The organism is Alkalibacterium subtropicum, assembly GCF_900112455.1.
GTDB classification, from domain to species: Bacteria; Bacillota; Bacilli; order Lactobacillales; family Carnobacteriaceae_A; genus Alkalibacterium; species Alkalibacterium subtropicum.
The window spans coordinates 53167-72788 of record NZ_FOLT01000007.1 but is presented as its reverse complement, the minus strand read 5'-3'; the positions used below and the strand labels follow the sequence as shown (position 1 = coordinate 72788).

At 45.4% G+C, this 19622-nt stretch carries 19 protein-coding genes and 1 riboswitch; of the genes, 6 read left to right on the top strand and 13 right to left on the bottom strand.

Annotated features, from left to right (window positions below; genetic code table 11):
- Positions 1 to 7 precede the first annotated feature (7 nt).
- From BM049_RS08115 to BM049_RS08095, 5 genes are all read left to right on the top strand, one after another.
- Positions 8 to 1516, top strand: coding sequence for a YfcC family protein (locus BM049_RS08115; protein ID WP_091530345.1), 1509 nt, complete (start codon positions 8 to 10; stop codon positions 1514 to 1516).
- 189 nt (positions 1517 to 1705) lie between these two features.
- Positions 1706 to 2449 (top strand): DeoR/GlpR family DNA-binding transcription regulator, encoded by a 744-nt coding sequence (locus BM049_RS08110; protein WP_091530342.1) that lies wholly within the window; start codon positions 1706 to 1708, stop codon positions 2447 to 2449.
- Positions 2450 to 2451: 2 nt separating this feature from the next.
- Positions 2452 to 3375 (top strand): 1-phosphofructokinase, encoded by a 924-nt coding sequence (pfkB, locus tag BM049_RS08105; protein WP_091530340.1) that lies wholly within the window; start codon positions 2452 to 2454, stop codon positions 3373 to 3375.
- Positions 3376 to 5274: a PTS fructose transporter subunit IIABC gene (locus BM049_RS08100; protein ID WP_091530337.1), complete on the top strand. Its 1899-nt coding sequence runs from the start codon at positions 3376 to 3378 to the stop codon at positions 5272 to 5274.
- 568 nt (positions 5275 to 5842) lie between these two features.
- Positions 5843 to 6193: a DUF2200 domain-containing protein gene (locus BM049_RS08095; protein WP_091530334.1), complete on the top strand. Its 351-nt coding sequence runs from the start codon at positions 5843 to 5845 to the stop codon at positions 6191 to 6193.
- A gap of 1224 nt (positions 6194 to 7417) precedes the next feature.
- Here BM049_RS08095 and BM049_RS08090 read toward each other — a convergent pair.
- A complete protein-coding gene (locus BM049_RS08090) occupies positions 7418 to 7678 on the bottom strand; it encodes a hypothetical protein (RefSeq protein ID WP_091530332.1) in 261 nt (86 codons plus the stop codon).
- Between the two features lie 72 nt (positions 7679 to 7750).
- Positions 7751 to 7855: riboswitch (SAM riboswitch) on the bottom strand.
- 185 nt (positions 7856 to 8040) lie between these two features.
- Complete coding sequence (locus BM049_RS08085) at positions 8041 to 8268, bottom strand: DUF6718 family protein (protein ID WP_177188650.1); 228 nt, start codon at positions 8266 to 8268, stop codon at positions 8041 to 8043.
- Positions 8269 to 8729: 461 nt separating this feature from the next.
- Here BM049_RS08085 and BM049_RS08080 point away from each other — a divergent pair, with 461 nt between their 5' ends.
- Positions 8730 to 9986, top strand: a complete 1257-nt coding sequence (locus BM049_RS08080) for an isoprenoid biosynthesis enzyme family protein (RefSeq protein WP_091530326.1) — start codon at positions 8730 to 8732, stop codon at positions 9984 to 9986.
- 64 nt (positions 9987 to 10050) lie between these two features.
- Here BM049_RS08080 and BM049_RS08075 read toward each other — a convergent pair whose 3' ends face one another.
- From BM049_RS08075 to BM049_RS08025, 11 genes are all read right to left on the bottom strand, one after another.
- Positions 10051 to 11490 (bottom strand): phospholipase D-like domain-containing protein, encoded by a 1440-nt coding sequence (locus tag BM049_RS08075; RefSeq protein ID WP_091530325.1) that lies wholly within the window; start codon positions 11488 to 11490, stop codon positions 10051 to 10053.
- 170 nt (positions 11491 to 11660) lie between these two features.
- Entirely contained in the window at positions 11661 to 12005 is a 345-nt protein-coding gene (locus BM049_RS12115; protein ID WP_177188649.1) for an ArsR/SmtB family transcription factor, read from the bottom strand.
- 111 nt (positions 12006 to 12116) lie between these two features.
- Positions 12117 to 12425, bottom strand: coding sequence for a DUF3784 domain-containing protein (locus BM049_RS08065; protein ID WP_091530322.1), 309 nt, complete (start codon positions 12423 to 12425; stop codon positions 12117 to 12119).
- 180 nt (positions 12426 to 12605) lie between these two features.
- Positions 12606 to 13160 (bottom strand): hypothetical protein, encoded by a 555-nt coding sequence (locus BM049_RS08060; RefSeq protein WP_091530319.1) that lies wholly within the window; start codon positions 13158 to 13160, stop codon positions 12606 to 12608.
- A 27-nt stretch (positions 13161 to 13187) separates the two neighbouring features.
- Complete coding sequence (locus BM049_RS08055) at positions 13188 to 14036, bottom strand: patatin-like phospholipase family protein (RefSeq protein WP_091530318.1); 849 nt, start codon at positions 14034 to 14036, stop codon at positions 13188 to 13190.
- A gap of 134 nt (positions 14037 to 14170) precedes the next feature.
- Complete coding sequence (locus BM049_RS08050; protein WP_091530315.1) at positions 14171 to 14989, bottom strand: Ltp family lipoprotein; 819 nt, start codon at positions 14987 to 14989, stop codon at positions 14171 to 14173.
- 182 nt (positions 14990 to 15171) lie between these two features.
- Positions 15172 to 16761 carry a hypothetical protein gene (locus tag BM049_RS08045; RefSeq protein WP_091530314.1) on the bottom strand — a complete coding sequence of 530 codons (1590 nt, stop codon included), beginning with the start codon at positions 16759 to 16761 and terminating at the stop codon, positions 15172 to 15174.
- 64 nt (positions 16762 to 16825) lie between these two features.
- Positions 16826 to 17263 carry a hypothetical protein gene (locus BM049_RS08040; protein ID WP_091530311.1) on the bottom strand — a complete coding sequence of 146 codons (438 nt, stop codon included), beginning with the start codon at positions 17261 to 17263 and terminating at the stop codon, positions 16826 to 16828.
- Between the two features lie 122 nt (positions 17264 to 17385).
- Positions 17386 to 18285 carry an alpha/beta hydrolase gene (locus BM049_RS08035; RefSeq protein ID WP_091530309.1) on the bottom strand — a complete coding sequence of 300 codons (900 nt, stop codon included), beginning with the start codon at positions 18283 to 18285 and terminating at the stop codon, positions 17386 to 17388.
- Between the two features lie 346 nt (positions 18286 to 18631).
- Complete coding sequence (locus BM049_RS08030) at positions 18632 to 18973, bottom strand: hypothetical protein (protein WP_091530307.1); 342 nt, start codon at positions 18971 to 18973, stop codon at positions 18632 to 18634.
- 185 nt (positions 18974 to 19158) lie between these two features.
- Complete coding sequence (locus BM049_RS08025) at positions 19159 to 19458, bottom strand: MTH1187 family thiamine-binding protein (protein ID WP_091530303.1); 300 nt, start codon at positions 19456 to 19458, stop codon at positions 19159 to 19161.
- Between the last annotated feature and the right edge of the window lie 164 nt (positions 19459 to 19622).

Genomic DNA, 19622 nt, shown 5'->3' with positions numbered 1-19622 from the left:
GTTTAATATGTCAGAAAATAAAATCAAAGATAGATTGCTATCCTTGCCATCATCGTTTACCATACTATTTATCATCATTGTGATCATGTCCATCCTCACCTGGTTCGTTCCGGCAGGTACGTATGAGGTGAATGAAGCAGGCGAGATCATTGCCGGCACCTTTGCCTACACTGATCAGCAGCCTCAGGGACTGTGGGATGTATTCATGGCTCCTGTGAAAGGGATGCTGGGGACTGATACAACGCCGGGTGCGATCGAAGTCTCGCTGTTCATTTTAGTCGTCGGTGGGTTCTTGGGCGTCGTCGATAAGACGGGTGCCCTAGATACGGCGATCGCTCAAGTCGTCAGCGCCAATAAAGGCCGCGAAAAAATGCTGATTCCTATCCTGATGTTCATTTTCGCTTTAGGTGGAACGACATACGGGATGGCGGAAGAAACACTGGCCTTTTACCCGTTGATCATTCCCGTCATGATCGCTGTCGGCTTCGATATGCTGGTCGCTGTATCTGTGGTCCTTCTTGGTGCCGGGGTCGGGGTGCTCGCGTCGACCGTCAACCCGTTCGCTACAGGGGTGGCCTCACAGGCGTTAGGCATCAGCCCGGGTAACGGGATCGTTCTGCGTCTGGTCTTCTTCGTGGTGATGTACGTCATAGCAGTCGCTTATGTCTACCGTTACGCTACGAAAGTTCAGAAAGACAGAGAAAATTCGATGGTCGCAGAAGACTATGAAGAAAACAAAAAGAAATTCAAGACAAAAGATACCCATGATAAAATGAATACCAGACAGAAAATAGTTATTTTCCTCTTTGGCTTGACTTTCCTGTTGATGGTCCTGGGGCTTATTCCATGGACCCTGCTCAATGAGGACTGGACATTATTCGAAAACTTGAACACCTGGCTGATGGGACTTCCACTCATCGGAACGGTCCTTGGTCAGCAGATGGTTCCTCTGGGCGACTGGTATTTCGTTGAGATCACGATGCTTTTCCTTGCGATGGCTATCATCATCGGGATCGTCTACAGAGTGCCTGAAGAAGATATCGTTTCAGGCTTTGTCAATGGCGCGAAAGACCTCTTGAGTGTTGCCCTGATCGTGGCGCTTGCCCGCGGGATCCAGGTCATCATGAATGAAGGCATGATCACGGCGACCATTCTGCACTTCGGTGAAGAAACCCTATCCGGCTTATCGCCAGTTGTCTTCTCAGTGCTGACATATATCTTCTATATTCCGTTGTCCTTCCTGATTCCTTCAACATCCGGACTTGCTTCTGCGACGATGGGGATCATGGGACCTTTGGGGACATTCGTTGGCGTTGCCGAACATATCGTCGTTACGGCCTTCCAGTCAGCCAGTGGTATCGTCAACCTGATCACACCGACTTCTGGTGTCGTCATGGGTGCTTTGGCTATCGCCGGGGTCGAACTGACCACCTGGTGGAAGTTTACCGCCAAACTGATCGGCATCATCTTTGTGGTGACATGTATCCTCATGGCGCTGGGTGTCCTGTTCTTTTAATACCTGATTCGAATAGAAGCGAAAAGATCTCTGATGCAGCAGTTCAGCTGTATCGGGGGTCTTTTTTATTTAGAAGGAGGAAAACCACCGCCGCTGATCGACACTTTGGATGTTTTTGAACGTTTTAGATTGAAAATGATTGTTTTATATGAGCGAACATGTTAAAATTCAGTTGAAGAGGTGAAGAAAGTGCTTACAGACGAGAGACATTCGTTTATTATCGAGCAGCTTGAACAGAAGAATACACTGACGGTACAGGAGCTGGTGGAACAGCTGGGTCATTCAGAGTCGACCATAAGGCGTGACTTGACCACACTTGAAGATCTGGGAAAGCTCGTCCGTATACACGGCGGCGCCAGAAAAAAACGCAGGCCCGTGGATGAACCAACGATGGATGAAAAAACGGTCAAATTCATGCAGGAAAAAGAAAAAGTCGCTCAACTGGCTGCTTCTCTGATCGATGACTTTGACGTGATCTATCTGGACGCCGGCACCACGACGTATGCCATGATCCCGTATCTTGAAGGGAAAAACATTACCGTCGTGACCAATGGCGTCCCGCATGCAACGTTATTGACGGATAAACATATAGAGACCATCTTGCTGGGAGGGATGATAAAACAGCGGACAAAAGCGATCATCGGTTCGATCGCAGAACGGCAGCTGAATGAAGTCAATTTCACTAAAGCCTTTATGGGCATGAATGGCGTCGATATCACGCAAGGCTTCACCACACCGGACACGGAAGAAGCAGCCATCAAACGAAAAGCGATCAGACAGTCCAATCAGTCCTATGTCCTCGTGGATGTATCTAAACTGGATGAAGTCAGCTTCTCGAAAGTGGCGGACATCGATGAATGCACGGTCATCACCAATCAGCTACCCGAAAAACAGCAGCGATTAAAAGAATACACAAGAATATTGGAGGCATAAAAATGATTTATACAGTGACATTGAATCCCTCGATCGATTACGTTATTTATCCGAACAGCCCCATCCAACTGGGCCAGCTGAACCGGATCGAGAAGGATCAGAAAACTCCCGGAGGAAAGGGCATCAACGTATCCCGAATCCTTACACAGTTGAATACAACGAATGTTGCACTGGGCTTTGTCGGTGGACATATCGGTCAGTTACTGATCGAACAGCTGCATGACGAGCGTGTCAGGACAGACTTTACTCCCATTGATGCCGATACGCGTATCAATGTGAAGCTCAAAGGCGATCAGGAGACAGAGATCAATGATGACGGCCCACTCGTGACAGAAGCGGACAGTCAGCACTTTTACACCAAGCTGGATAATCTTTCGGAGGATGATCTCGTCGTCATCGCCGGAAGCAAACCCAAAGGTCTGTCGGAAGATTACTACCAGCGGCTGATCGACTTTGTAAAAAGCAAAAAAGCCGATTTCATCATCGATACGACCGGTGAGGAACTGCAGATGGCATTAGCTCAGAGTCCGCTCTTGGTCAAGCCGAATATACATGAACTGGAAGACTTGTATGAGGTGACCTTGGATGGCTTGAGTGATATCGTCCCTTACGGCAGGAAAATGCTTGAAGCGGGCGCCCAATATGCCATTATCTCACTTGGCGGAGACGGTGCTTTATTCTTTGTGGGCGATGACGTGTATTACAGCGCCCCGCCAGAAGGTCAGCTGGTCAATTCGGTGGGTTCCGGAGATTCGATGATCGGTGGATTCATTGGTGAATACCAGAAAAATGGCGATCCACTGGCTGCCTTCAAGATGAGCCTGGCCTGTGGCAGCGCGACGGCTTTCAAGGAAGACCTGGCTGAAAAGGAAGACATAGAGAAACTCTTACCACAAATCACAATTGAAAAATGGGAGGAAAAATAAATGAAGATAAATGATGTCCTGAAAAAAGACTTGATGATCATGGATCTCAAGGCCCGCACAAAAGAATCCGCTATCGACGAAATGGTGAAACGCCTCGTGGATGAAGGGGCCGTGAGTGACTTTGATACCTTTAAAGAAGGGATCATGGCCCGTGAAGCACAGACGTCAACGGGCTTAGGTGACGGCATCGCCATGCCTCACTCGAAAAATAAAGCTGTCAAAGAACCCGCTGTTTTATTTGCAAAGTCCTCAAACGGGGTGAATTATAACGCCTTAGACGGACAGCCGGTCGAGATTTTCTTCATGATCGCTGCACCTGAGGGAGGGAACGACCTGCACCTTGAAGTGCTGGCTTCTCTGTCAAGACGCTTAGTGGATGCAGACGTTGTCCAGGCGTTAAAAACAACCCAGACGCCGGAAGACGTGCAGATGATTTTTGACGAAAGTCAGGAAGAAGAAAAGGTCACCGAAGCGCAGGCCCGTGAAGAAGGCAAGAAATTCGTCGTCGCTGTCACCGCATGTCCGACGGGTATCGCACATACCTATATGGCGGAAGATTCATTGAAGAAAAAAGCAGCAGAGATGGGCGTCGAGATCCGTGTCGAAACAAACGGAACAGACGGGGCCAAGAATAAGCTGACAGAAGAAGAAATCGCCCGCGCAGACGGTGTCATCGTCGCCGCAGACAAGAAGGTCGATATGGCTCGTTTCAATGGCAAACCTTTAGTCCAGCGTCCAGTCTCTGACGGGATCAAAAAAGCAGAAGAACTGATCACCAAAGCCAGTACGGGCAATGCCCCTGTGTTTGATTCTGGAGAGAGCTACAGTGCTGAACGCTCATCTGAAACGGAAGAAAGTGGATCTGTCTGGCAGTCGGTATATAAAGACTTGATGAACGGGATCTCTCACATGCTGCCTTTCGTTGTCGGTGGTGGTATCTTACTTGCCATTTCTTTCTTATTTGAATCATTATTGGGATCCGACAGTGTGTTCTTTACATCACTGAACGCTATCGGAGGTTCGGCTTTCCAGTTCCTTATTCCGATATTGGCAGGATACATTGCCTACAGTATTGCTGACCGTCCCGGGTTGCTTCCTGGTATGGCAGGTGGTTTACTGGCCGTTAACAGTAACGCCGGCTTCTTAGGTGGACTGGTCGCCGGTTTCGTTGCCGGTTATGTGATGAACTGGATCAAGAAAATGCTCAGAAATGTACCGAAAACATTTGAAGGGCTTAAAGCGATCTTGCTTTATCCTGTATTGGGATTATTAGTTGTCGGTTTACTGATGTTCTTCCTGATCGGTCCGTTCTTCGCTGTTATCAATAATGCGATGCTGGACTTCCTGAACAATCTGGGAACTGGGAATGCGGTCGTTTTAGGTGCAGTCTTAGGCGGCATGATGGCTGTAGACATGGGCGGTCCTGTAAACAAGGCAGCCTACGCTTTCTCGATCGGTATCTTTACAGATACTGGCGAGGGTGCACTGATGGCAGCGGTCATGGTCGGTGGGATGATTCCACCACTTGCGATCGCGATTTCTACCTTGTTATTCAAATCTAAATTTACTGACCTCGAAAGACAGTCTGGCCTCTCTAACTTTGTCTTAGGTGCGTCATTCATCACTGAAGGAGCGATCCCGTTCGCAGCTGCAGATCCATTGCGTGTCATCGGATCCTCTATCTTAGGCGCAGCCGTTGGTGGCGGACTGACTCAACTGTGGAACGTCTCCATTCCAGCACCTCACGGCGGTTTGTTCGTCGTCGGTATCGGAGAGAATCCATTGCTGTTCGTTGTAGCGCTGCTCATCGGTTCCGTTATTACAGCAGTCGTTATGGGCTTATGGAAACCTCGCGTGGAAGATACCAAGAAAAACGTCACAGCAAGTGACATGAACTAAGAACTATCGTTGAAAAGGGCTTCTCTTTTGAGAAGTCCTTTTTTATGTATACAACGTGAACGAATGTTCGTAGAGGCGATTTTGGGCACTGGGTCAGCACGAAGGTGAGGGAAGAGGCGTAAATGAACGTTGCTAGAAGTGTTTCTATGTTAAAATAAGGGAAGATATCAATTTAAATCATCCCTTTTTAAGAGATTCGGACTGAAGATGTCGCCATTTCAAGCAAAGAATTACAAACTGAACGATTTTAGAAAACTGCCTTTACTATTCCTTATGAAAAGTGTTCACTCGTAAACCAGATGCTACGTGAGTTCGACATTTTAGAGAGAAAAGTGTTCACTCATGGCTCAGATGCTTCGTAAGTTCGCCATTTTAGAAAGAAAAATGTTCACTCGTGAACCAGACGCTTCGTGAGTTCGCCATTTTAGAGAGAAAAGTGTTCAGTGGCGACGGAACGGACTTTGAGTGGGTCATCGCAGCTACTTAGCGACTTTATTACTATGTAAAAAACGACTAGGATGGAAATCATTAAATTACAGCATAACAAACGAAAAAGGAGATTTGAAAAATGACTACCCACAAGATATTCTCGATGAGTTTTAATAGAGTGTACCCCAGCTATGTTAAAAAAGCAGAAAGAAAAGGCAAGACAAAAGCTGAAGTAGATGAACTCATTCGCTGGCTGACAGGTTATACGCAGGAAGGCTTGGAAGAGCAGCTCGAAAAAGGCAATGACTTTGAAACGTTTTTTGCCGAAGCGCCTCAAATGAATCCTGCACGTCGATCGATCAAAGGTGTGATCTGCGGTATCCGTGTAGAAGAAATCGAAGAACCGCTGATGCAGGAAATCCGTTATTTAGACAAACTGATCGATGAACTGGCCAGAGGTAAAAAGTTCGAAAACATTAAACGGGACTAAGTAGAAGTAGATTTAAATACCTGATAAGGAAGATCATCTGCGGATGATCTTTTTCTAAATTAAAGGTTTGTGTGTATTAAAAGCATGAATGAAGAGAACACAACACAAATCGGAACAGTTACGATTTGGTAAAGTTGGACTATAATTACGACTATTAAACAAAGAAGTCAGCTTGTAGATATTCAAATGAAAATATGGATCGTCAACTGAAAGCAGACAATCAAACGTATGTATGATGTAAACTAGAAGAAAATTCAAAAATTTGACTCAGACCAGCATAAGTAGCAATTAACAGATCATCTAGAAAAAACGGATCACCACAGATCTTCAGGACGATTCTATGAAACAATCATCCGTGAGCCGATCTGAAATCGTCGTGTAAGGCCTGCTGAAATGATGGAATTGAATCTGAAGTCATATCAAACGAGACTTACGCGACAGATAGAAATTATTACAATAGAAATGACAAAATAAAGTCAGCAGATAAAAATAATACGATAGAACGGAAAAATTAAATTAGATATCAATTATAAATAAATCTGCTGTAAATCAGGTTGAATTGAATTCAATTCAGAACGGAATCAAGAGAGACTTAAATTTAATCTATAATGATCCTGAGAGTGGCATATCTTATATAATCTACTTGGTATAATATATATTATGTAAACTAAAATAAAGAAAATGAAACCAGCTGTCAGGATACGTTAAAAATTGAATTAATCCCCTGTTTTTGGGTTTATTTTCTGTTTAATTTCTTTGCTTCAAATAAATCATGGATCAATTACTGAATTAAGTGTCTGTTATTGTCGTTAAGTCCACTGTTCAAAGAAATAATTCAGCAGCACTGCCATCTGTCTAACTCTTATGAGTAACTCTTTAAGCCGTTCTGCTCGATCATTTATGCAGAATATTTCTTTGATTCTTTCTTTAGTGCTGATCTGACTTTTTTCCTGAGATTTTTTCATTCTTCATACTTTATGAATCTCAATGCATTTGTACATAATTTCGATTCCAGTCCGTATTTTCAAGCTTCACCCAGAAACGCATAAAATAATCATATCAGCCAAAGGATTTTTTAGCAGATCGATTAACAATGTCGATCTGTGATCCTCAAATAAAAACCATCTCAACGACGATTAGCTATAAAATTAGCTCTTGAGATGGTTTTGCGTCTATTCTATGAAGATTTCAGGTATTTATGCGGATACAGTACTTGAACAGCAATTACAGCGCGCCGAAAAGTGTTTCTTCGAGTTTATTCAAACGTTCCAGTGCATCTTCACGGTCATATGCTAGTGCATCTTTGATCTCGTCCAGCTCGTCACGTAATGCCTCAACCTCGTCACGCATTGCCTCAACGTTAGAAACCCGTCTATAAACGCCAATGATGGATACTGAAAAACGCCGGTCGATTTTCGACTTCAAAATCGATTCACGACGGTCCAAAGCATAACGCACATGGTTTATTCTTTCGTCAAAAAGCATGTTTCCAACTCCTTTCTAAATTTAAACCACAAAAAAAGCACCACTTGAAATAAAGTCGTGCCTGAAGGGTTGGACTCATCTTTCAAGATTTCTCTTGTTGGATTTAGCACAGTGCCGCATAAGGTCTGCTGCTGAAGCTTCACAGGGCCAATTCCCTCTGCTTACTCTCGATAAGATGTTTATGTGATTAGCTCAAAGATACCTGATGTATGCTGTTTTGTCAAAGGTTATGGAGTGCCGGAAACTTGAGCGTAAAGAAAAAGAGAAGAGTCTCCTCTTCTCCCCCCTCCTCCCTCTCCTCCCTCTCCTCTATTCAACAGGCACTATCACACTGAATTGAAGGTGAGATTTACAGTAAATACTTATTTCAGGACTTTTTTGATCGATTCGATAAACAATTCAAAATGTCCGACATTGAACACAGGTAAAAACTCTTTCTTTTTACATAATTCTGACGTGATAAAGATATCAATATCGCGATCCAAGTATTCCTGTTCCAGCTTGCTGATCAACTGTATCTCAGCTGAATCATATGTATAAGCAACGGATCCGTTTCTTCCGTGTTTTTTGGCTATAACATAGGCCATCATTCAGTTTCCTTTCTCTATGTAGATAATGATACATATACTATTCTTTTAGTTGTTTAATGTCTATACAGGTTAACAACGTACAAAAGATGTCAACGATTTTATTCTACGTTATTCTGTTCGGTTAATCCATACACTTATAAGTAAAAAGATGAATAAAAATAAGGTTGAGGAATATTTATCGTCCTCTTACCTTACTTTTTGTCTGTTGAGTTTAGGCTATAAGTGAATTTAACCGTCACTCGAGCGCCTCTGTCCGCATGAGTCCTGGTTATAGACAATGGCCATCACCTTGCTTCAAAGGAAAGCTACCTTATAAGCTCCGGTTTATGGGCTTCAAAACTACTCGAGCCAGATTTTCTGTAGACGGAACCTTTAAACTTTTAAAAAGGAAGGTTTTACCTACTCTTTCCCCTTCCATAGCGGTATAATAAAACTAAACCCGGTACAAGGAGGCCCCTATCGTGATCGAATCACCCACCCTACATACCAGTCATACCATTCCCATCGATGAGCTGATGGCTTTGTCTGTGGAGGAGTACAATAAAGAAAGGCCCTTCCCTGCTGACAGGATGAAGAAAATTCCGCTGTGGAAAAAGCTCTGGAATGAGCGGCGACTGAAGAAACTGATCAATAAGCTTTTGGATGACATCGGACCCTACGTCCCTGAAATAAGGGAGCATATGGATGAGCCTGGAGAAATACCTGCTTCCGTCATGGATGAAGTAAAGGCTCTCCTAATAGATGCCATGAAGACGATCGACGAAAAGAAACTCTTGTTCGAACGCCCCTTTCTGGCTCATTTTATCGAACAGGGGTATCTGGATGTGGCTGAAACCTTTATCTTTCGAACAAGGAATGAAGATAGCCGCTTGGATAATGCAGAAGTGTTCCAGGCATTGCGGAACGTCTGGATCATGAACAGCCTGCAGTTGTGCTGGGAGATACCTCTCGCGTTGACGCCGCCGATGTATGCCTATAGTCTGTTGTACCCTTATACTGATAACATGCTCGATGATCCCAATATCAGTCCTGAAGCTAAACAGACTTTCAACCGGCGGCTGGGAAAAGTCCTGGCTGGTGAACATTTATCTTCAAATGAACCCGTCGAACAACGAATCTTTGCTTTAGTCGAAATGATCAAAGACGATTTTCCGCAAGCCCACTTTCCCCCCGTGACTGAAAGTATCCAGCTGATCCATGAGGGACAAGTCAAGAGTCTCCTTCAAAGCAGCGGGCCCCCTTTGAGCCAAGAGGAAATAAGGACTATCAGTTTTTTTAAAGGCGGTACTTCTGTGCTGGCCGATGCCTATTTGATCAAAGGCACACTCACCCGAGAGGAAAGCACGTTTGCTTTTCACTACGGTGCTTTCCTGCAGCTTCTCGATGACCTGCAGGACAAAGATACGGATGAAACAGAGCGTAATCAGACGCTCTTCAGTAGGAAACAGGATAAAGCAGCTGTGGATCAAGAAATCAGACGGCTGATCACCTATATCTTCACAGTCAATACGGTAGATACTGAGGACAGCTCTGCAGCTGCTTTAATGAAAGACGTGATCAGTCAGTGTACCCTTTTGATGGTGATGGAAGCGGTCGGAAAAAACCCGGAGACCGTGACGCGCTCCCTCTATAAAGAACTGGAGTCTTTTTCGAATGTTCGATTAACGTTTTATAAGGAACTGGAAAATAAAGCGAGTGATATTTTAAAAACTAACTAGACAAAAGCGGACAGGAAGAAGTGACTCTTCCTGTCCGCTTTAAAGGTTGGTTCCTGAAATTACTTTACAGCAGATCCTCCAGTGGATGCAAAAGCACATAGGCCAGTCCCAGAAGGATTTTCTTGTACCAGGGTGTAGGCACGTTCTCTGCTGTATTTTCTACAAGATGTTCGGCGTTTTCATTATACGGGACACTGTTTCGTGCGATGTCTTTCAGACTTTCTTCCAGTGCCGCTGAAAGTTCAGGACTGTCTATGACGACCAGATTTTCCTGACTTAAAAACGAACTGCGCGGGTCAAAGTTAAAGGACCCCACCAGACTCAAGCGGCGGTCGAACATATAGGCTTTGGCATGAATATAGCCTTTGCCCTGGAAATGATAAAATTGTGTGGTGTCACTACTTAATTCGTTCAGATATTTACGCTGCCCGGCAATGGCAGGAAAGTTGGTCGAGACAGCCATCGAATTAGTGATGAAGAAAATCTTGGCCGTCGTATGTTCCAGCGAGATGTATTCCCGCATTTCCAGACTCGGTACGACATAGGGACTTTGAAATATCACACTGTTTTCAGCTTCATCAAAGAGCCTTCCAAGTGTCGCCAGAATATGCGGGTCTTTTTTCCAGCGCTGGATCGCATTCGTCACGAGACTCACTTTTCTAGTCGGATACAGATGCTCGTCCCAGTCGATCGTTCTCGAGGCTCCATACAGATTCTTCTCTTCCGCTTCTTTTACTGTGGATACGAGCTCTTCATACGTTTCCCTTGCGAGGTTCTCATACCTTTTCATGACATGATTGGGTCTGACATTGGTATAAGGATGGAACCACATAGCCTCAAAGTATTCTGCATACTGTTTCACGACACTTTCGTCATAGCGTTCAGGCTCTTTATTGATGATCACGACATCCCGGTCATAGACGGCTTCTTCATTATCTTTGACAAAGAAGGCATCCTCCAGATTGACACCACCCGTCAGGATATAGGTTTCATCGATGAGCATATATTTGTCATGCATCCGGTTCTGCCAGGTCCAGGGACGCAGCCAGTCAAACTCCTCGTAGAACGCCAGATTGATATTTGGATGACCCATCAGTGCCCAGTATTTCCCGTTACTGATCCCAAACAGGTTATGCCCTTTGCCATCGAACAGGATATAAACTTCGACCCCTCTGTCAGCGGCTTCCAGAAGTTTACCATAGAATAAATCACTGGCCGCTCCATCTTCGATCGAGAAGTTGGCAAATTTTATCGTCTTCTCCGCAGAATCGATCAGGTTCAAATGCAGCGTCAGCAGGATATCCTGAGTGTCAAAGAATGCGGCTTTATCCGGTCCGTCGTTTTCATCGTCCCCGTAGTAATCAGGTAAACCCTTTTCTTCCAGTTCTTCTCTGCTCTTTGGTTTCTTATAGTGAAGCAGGATATTCGAGGTGAAAAAAGCATAGCCTAAATAAGCACCGAGCCCGATCATCCCGCCTTTAGCTATTTTTTTTAACATGTTCATCAACCCTCTCCGGTCGTTACAAACTGTTCATTAGTACCTTTAGTATAACATTTATTATTAAAACGATAAAAAAATAGCGATTCTACTTCACGACAAAAAACAGGAGCTGAACGATCCTCGGTTTGTGAGAAGGCGTTCAGCTCCTGTATCTATTCAGTCATTCACATCATTTATCCAGCACATGTCCGGCACTGTTTACCATTCGCCTGTTTTTCTGTTGGCTCTTTACATACGCATTCTTCTGTATGGGTGAGATAGTGTTGCGTATGCTGGAGAAACTGGCTGGCAGTATCCTGATCGATCGAATAGTGATTCCAGGTCCCCTCTTTTTCGACAGTGACCAGCCCGGATTGCGTCAGGGCTTTGATGTGATGCGACAGGGTCGGCTGGGTAAAGTCGAAGTGCTCCAGTATATCGCAGGCACACATCGCACCACAGGACAGCATATCAAGGATCTTGACACGTTTCGGGTCGGATAATGCTTTGGCGATTTTGGCATAGTCTTCATAAGTCAAGTATATCGTCTCCATTCAAAGTTGTTCGTGTTATGTTCTAAACATCAAGCTCAGTCATCAGTCATTAATGAGCTTGCTTTTTTTCTGCTATGCACAACATACCCCATTGTTTTACTTTTCATCCTCATCGTCTTTCTGTGCAAAGTACATGACGATCATTGTCCCTACGATAAAAATGGCTGTAACGGGTGTGGGAGGTACACTGATGCCCCGGTATTCCAAAAATGCCAGCAGAAAGAAAAGTCCTCCTGTGATGTATCCGTAAAATCCCAAAATCTTTCGATAGCTTTCTGTGTTTTTATTATTCTTTTTCGCTTCCGGTTTCGTATTATAATAAGCGACCAGTATGTTCCACTTCAGAACATGCACAGCAATGCCGATGGCCAGCAACACGATACCCATGAATAGATATGTCAGCATGGTTTTTCCTTCTTTCTACATGAAAACGAGTATAGTACTACATATATTATATCATTCTTTCCCTTTGTCTGAAGGCTTTTGAAAGGAATAGTCGAGAGTAAAAGGTAATGTAACTTAGGTGCAAAAAGGCTGTTCGTCGTATATGGAGTGTCTGCTGCAGTAATTTGCAGATAATCCCTTTTACTCAGAAAACTGCATCTGCGGCCGCCATTTTCCGTTGGATGCTTCTTTAAGGAAATCATAAGTTTGAAAGGCGCTGGCGTTGGCTCCAAAGACGTCAGGGCCTTTTTCTTTGCTGATGGCTCCCAGTTCAAATAATATCCAGGTCAGGTACTTTGCACTCCATTCGGGGTCGCTGACCTGATACAGACGAGCCAGCGCAATGGCATCTTTGTCTTCGAAGATGTCTTCACGTGTCCTTCCTTTGTCTGTTTCAGTTTTAATGTGGGCACTCAGCATATCAAAGAATAGTTCCTGCTGCTCGAGTGTCGCCGGTCCTCTCAGTGTGGTCACTTTAAAGACAGCTAAAAGTTCGATGACCTCTTTATAGTCCGGGAGTTTATATCTTGTCAGGATCTCCCGGCTGTTTGCCCGCACATCTTCCATCGCGTCGAGAAAGAATGCGAATTTTTCCAGATTGGCTGCATAAACGACGCCTGTTTCATTCAAATCCGGATCAAAATAGAGGTACTCTCGCGCCCACGGTCTTTCTTCTAATAGTTCTGTTAGTGTCATGGCTTTTCTTACTCCTCTCATAAAGTTCTAGTGTGCATTCTTTAAGTAGCGTTTGAGCTCTTGTATGCGTGTTGTGGCGTCTTTGACTCCCAGGTCATACATGGCCTGCAGTTTATCCGGATCGCGCTCCAGGCGCTTGATCGGGATACTCATAGACGGTCGGATGACGAAATTTTTTCCCTGCTTTTCGTCTTCAATGATTTTCTCGACCGTGTCGTTGTAGTTCTTGTATCTGCTTTTCAGTGCTTCCTTGAAAGCCGGATACTTTTTGTACCAGCGGTCGATGATGAAGTCGTTGGGTTTCGTCTTTCTGTAATCAAGCGGCCGGGTCAAAATGACAATGTTTTTCTCGTAACCCAAAGCCTCTGCTTTTTCCAGCGGGATACTGTCACTGACACCGCCGTCCAGGTACTTCGTTCCGTTGTGCTCGATGGGTCTGGAGACAAAGGGCATCGATCCGGATGCGCGTAAGGCTTCCATCTGCTTGAACGGCTCCGTGATGTGGATATATTCAGGGAGACCCGTTTCCATATTGGTGACTGTGGCATAAAAAGCGATGCCTGATCGTTTGAAAGCTTCCTCATCAAAGACATCCAGTGAGAATGGGACGGTGTAGTAAGCGAAGTCTTTATTCACCATATCCCCTGTTTTCAGCCAGCTTCTCAAGCTGATGTAGCGCTTGTCTCTTATGTATGTTTTATTGTATCTGAGGGCCCTGCCTTTCTGTCTGGAAGCAAAGTTTATGCCAAAGAGCGCGCCAGCAGATACAGTCAGCATCCCGTCGATGTGGATCTCCTCATCCAATAACGTGTCCAGCACACCAGCCGTATACAAACCACGCATCCCTCCGCCTTCTAAAACCATTCCTGTACTCATGTGTTCACCTTTTCATTCGTTATTCATAAACACTTATAGTGTTAACTACGGAAAAACCATTCTTCTTAACTATACCATTTTTAGTCTTTACAAAGAAAGAACCCATGCTGAATTTTCAACATGGGTTTACCGTCTTATTCTATATTATCCAGCGCGTACTGGGCCTGTTCAGGAGTGAAGCCTTCAAAAATCAGCTGATCATAGAGCTCACTGTCTGAGTAAGTGGAATAATCCAGGTAGTCTCTGGCTTGCTTCAGAGCATGGTTGTTCCAGTCTGCTTCGATATTCGAGATGGCATACAGGGCCTGCTCTTCGGTGAATTCATCATAAATGAGCTGGTCGTATAAACTGTCTTCTGAAAAAGAGGTGTGCGCCAGATAGTCTTGGGCTTGTTTCAGTGCCTGCTCGTTCCAGTCCGCTTCGATAGTATCGATGGCATACTGGACAGCATCTTCCGGATAACCTTCAAGTATAAGCTGGTCGTATAAGGCGTATTTTGAGTAAGGAGAATACGATAGATTTAAACGCGCCTGAGTCAGGGCAAAGTCCTGTTCACGCGTCACTTCGTTCTGTGGTTCCTCAGTCACTTCTTCTGTCTCTTCCACCACTTCTCCAGTTTCTTCTCTGGACTCTTCCTTAGCGGTATCTTCCGTCTCATCGATTTCTTCCTCAACGGCGTCGTCGGTTTCTGTTTCCTCTGGTTCTTCGACGGGGTCTTGTTCGCTTACTGCTTGGGCATCTGTTTCTTCCTGACGGTCCTCTTTTGTCTCGGTTTCTTCGACCAGTTCGGGCGCGGTGTCCTCCGGCTGTGCCTCATCGGCGTCTCCTAAGTTCGCACCGGCAGCGCCGAATCCGATAAGGGCGGCGATCAGCCACACCCACGCTTTTCTATAGAAGGGTTTCTTCTTGTTTGTTTGTTTGCTGCGTGTGTTGCGTGACGTATTTTTTGTCATCGATCATGTCTCCTCGAGTATTAATGGGTTCAGTTTATATATAGCCACTATATTAACACTATTCTAAGCTGTTTGATAGATTATTTCCCATCCTTTTTTCTAAGATTTTTTTAATGTGAAGTTAGAAAAAACCTGCCCCTCATCACTTTGGCTGCGAGTAATGAAGAGCAGGTTTTTGGATTTTAGTCTAAAATAATCACTTTGAATTCATTGTCTTCGTTGGCTTCTCCTTCGATGACTTGACCTTCTTCAACAAAAGGCAAGGCATCGTGTAAGGTGATGTCGGCTTTGTAGATGCTGCCGTCGATCATGAAGTAGTAAAGGGTATTACCGGAAACGACCGCCTGCGAGATGTTTTCCACTTGGCCGCTGACTTCACTCAGGTTTTCGTCGACCACTTCAACGATATCTTCTTCGGCGTCCTCTGAATCAGTCAATGTTTCGCCGTTCAGCTGAGTGATCAGGCCATCCACGGTGTCGCTGGTGATGACTTTCTGATAGTCCTGTGCATCGACCAGGGCATAGGAACGGACAAGGCCGGAATCATCTTTCAGGGATGAAATGTAATACGGGCGTTCGTTCAAGCTGATCAGCAGCGGAAAGGTCGATTCGAAACGCATCTGCTGGAGTGCCCCTTCGGCAGAATCCATGGCAGAAAACTCATCGGCAGAAGTGACCGGATAAAATTCAGCGGCTTTGGTACGCATGTTTACAAGATAAAAGCCGATATTCGAGGCATCTCTGTTAATGGATGTTACGCCAGTATAAAGATAAACATCATCATTCATCGGGATATAGTTGTAGCCTTCTGTCGTTTGCGTGACCCCGCGTTTACCAAAGAGTGCATTGAAGAAACCGCCGCTGTACTGGCCTCTGTAGTTCAGCTGCTGTAAAATAAGATCTGCCGAATACACACGGTCCACCCAGGTCGGCATATTGTCTAAATCAAATTCTTCCGTTTCACCTGTCACGGCGTCTAAAACGATCAGGCCGGTCGGTTCGAGCTGCTTGAACCAGAAAACATTCTCATAGGTCGTCGCGATGTAATAGGGGTGCCCCTGATCATCGACTTCAAAATCCGGGTCTGCAAAAAGTTTGGTCGGATGGTTGAAGCGCAGGTGCCGCTTGACGTTCCGGTTAAAATACTCTGAATCCGAATATTTGATGTTTTGTTCCAGATCTTCTACTTCGACTGCTCCCGTCACCATGTCGACTTTCAGGTAATTGGGGATGCCTTCACTGCGGTTGCTGAACCAGCGGATAAAACTGGCATACTGCAGTGGGGTGACGCGAAAAGGATCATTATCGATATTGATCTGCGTATACGTATCAGCGGGGACGAATTGAGAAACCAGTTCGCTGATCGAGCCGATGCGTCGGTCTCCCAGACGCTGGGCTGTGTCTTTATCCATCAATGGGATAGATGATTCATCCATGGCCGGGAAATCGTCCTGGAAACTCTTCTCTTCCACTTCGATCAGGGAGGCATAGTCTGTGGCACGGAACATGACCCCGTTCACCAGGTTGCCTGCAGCGATCACGATGACGCCCAGGATCGGCAGGGCCAAAGCCCCATACTTCAGTTTTTTCTGATAGAAAAACTGACCGTCTAGAGACAGTTCGATACCGATGGCAGCTACGGCAAACAGCAGGATATAAAATCTGAATGCCTGCGAGTGGATGTTGAGCGCTGGTGTATATATGTAAAATACAGCTAACGCAGCAATAAACAGTGCGAGATATAAAAATAAGCGTTTCTTAAATGGTTTCATAATACCTTCCTTTTTCTGTGTGATTCATCCATCAAGGGATAAACAAGTGATTTATAAGTAGTGCTCAGTCGCTGGAGAAGCGTTTGAGTGTAAGAACGAGCTGGATGATGTAGAGATATAACGGAATGATGGCCGTGGATATGACGACATTGAACAGCTTCATGGGTGTCCATTCCATCCATTCAAGGGCGATGCGTCCGACTAATCCCACAATATGCAGCAGGCTGATGATCTTTAATACGTTCAACGGCTGGTTTTTATAGAGCCCGTACAAGATGACCCCGACAAATAAGTAGAGCACAGCATACCTGAGGATCAGTGCCGTGTCAATAGAGTCGAACGGCACCATGAATACACCCATGAAAATGATATGGATAAACGTGGCGATCTTAAACGGCCGTCTGTATGTATCGATGGCTTTAAATAACTTGTTTATTTCTTTTTCTTCGTTTAAAAACAACAAGATGCCGCTCATAACGATGGCGAAATAAAACAGTCCCATTTTGTCCTCCCCCCTTCCCGTGCAGAACTAAACACTACCTTACTATAGTATAAACGTCTTTTGGCTTTTATCAATAACACATTTTCTGCAGGAAGGCATTTCCTGTCTCTTTATAAAAGCGGCTAATCGACATGCGTGATCAGAAAGTCTCTGATGATCCCCACGACTTCATCGGTATAAAAGATGCTTCCGCCGTGATCGGCTTCGTCCACGCAGTAAAACTCAGCGTCCAGGTCATGCTCAAGGCAGGCTTCATAGAGCAGCACGCTTTGCTCAAAGGGAACAACCGTATCTTTGTTGCCGTGGAGGATCAACAGGGGAGCTTCTGGTTTGTGCCTTTCCAAATAATACAAAACGGACGCCTGTTTGACATGGGCGTCATCGTTCCCTCTGATGAACTCTGTGAGCAGCAGGTTCGGCGGACTCGTCGGCTTGGCATGGTCGGTCGCTGAGGGCTGATTCACGATAGCCCCAAAATCAGTGACGCCGTATATATCGATACAGGCCTTGACAGCTGGAAGCGGCACAGTCGAGTTGTCCAGCCTGTCTGTCTGCCAGGTCGCCCAGGCCATGACGGCGGTATGTCCGCCGCTCGAGTCACCAGACAGGAAGAGGTTTTTCATATCGAGCGCCAGTTCATCGGCGTGTGCGTCCAAATAACGGACAGCGGTTTTAGCGTCATGGATATGACTCGGGAAACTGGCGTCAGGTAAGGGCAGATACTCCACCACAGCCAGCACGAACCCGCGCTTGACGATCGGCATGAAGTCCGTGATGATGTTGTTCAGATCCTGCTGGAACCAGCCTGATCCCTGGATATGTACTAAGGTTGGATACGGCCCTTCAAGTTCATAGCCTTCCGGATAGACTAGTCGGATGCGCAGGTTCCGGCCGTTCTTGCGCTGGTATATATGATCTTCCGGAATAATGCGCGCCTGGATATTTTGTTTGTCGCCATGGACCGTCTTCATTCCTGCTGGGTGTGCGTTAGATTTCGGCATGTTTTCATAACTGTCGATCATATGTAATGTCTCCGTTCTGTTGGGTGATTAGGTTGCTTATTGAAAAGGATAAATCAGTTGAACATGTAGAATTGTCAGGGACTCAGATTGTGTGCTAGTTGAATCCCTACTAAGTATCTGTAATAGTATGCTTTCCGGTAAGTCGATTGAGGAGCGGTGTTTGAGTGCCTGTAATGTAGTGCTATTCCCGTAAGTTAGACGTGTTGATAGTGATGAATGCCTGTAATACGGCATCATTCCCTAAAGTCGAACAATGAGCAGTACTTGAGTACCGATAATACTACGCTGTTCTCGAAACTCGTACAGGAAAGCAAGCCTGAGGTCCTTCAAAACGCGGCAAACTGACTTAATTATTCAGCCAGTCCCAGACCGGTCCTTCTTCCATTAAAAAAAGCTGGCCGGCAATACCGAAGACCCGGATGGTGAACGACTCGCCGTTTTCATCATAAAAAACTTTTTCCTCGCTTGCAAAGAGACCCGTATTTCTGTAGTGACTGAACATCTCCTGGATCTGTTTCCCGTCTTTTTTGAATAAACCAAAGGCGATCGCTTCGTTCGAGTCATCTCTTTGAGTGATGCCTTGCTCGTGTTCCAGCCAGTCATAGATATCGTCCTTATCCGGCTGGGTCAGGAACAGGATCGAACAGAGAAACAACAGGGCAATCACCGCGCGTTTGCTTTTATTCATGTCATCCCTCCTGTATGGCTATGTTTTTTAGTCTATCTTTATTCATTATAGGTATCAATGAAGGCATTTTCAATGCGCGCGCGACTAAAAGAGAAAAAACCGACTGCCGAACGGATGTTTCTGTACGAAAAAAGGTGTCCCCTCCTTTATCCTGGAGCGGACACCTCTTCGAGTTTTCTATTGGTTTACTGACCCAGCCTGTCTTCGATCTCCTGGACTTTCTCTTCCATGGCGTTCTCACGTCCGGGACGAATATCGCCTTTCAGAACGACTTCCGTTCGGATCCCTTCATCAGCCAGGACCATCACAGCGTCTTTGACGACGTTCATTACCTCATCCCAGGGGCCTTCGATTTCTGTAAACATCGAGGTCGTTTTATTGGGCAGGCCGGAGTCTCTGATGATCTTGATGGATTTTGACACATGCGGGGCCAGTGCTTCCTCTGTTCCGATGGGCACGATAGAAACGGCAACGAGTGTATTCACGCTTTATCCCTCCTCTTTAGTTATAGTCCTAGTGACAATCTATTTCTTCCTCAGTGATCTACACGCTCAGTATACAGCGCGGCTTTTTGGAGATGCAAAGGATAGCTATTGAGGATGAAAAAACCAGACCAGCAGCGATTATACGCTGCTGGTCCGGTTCTAGT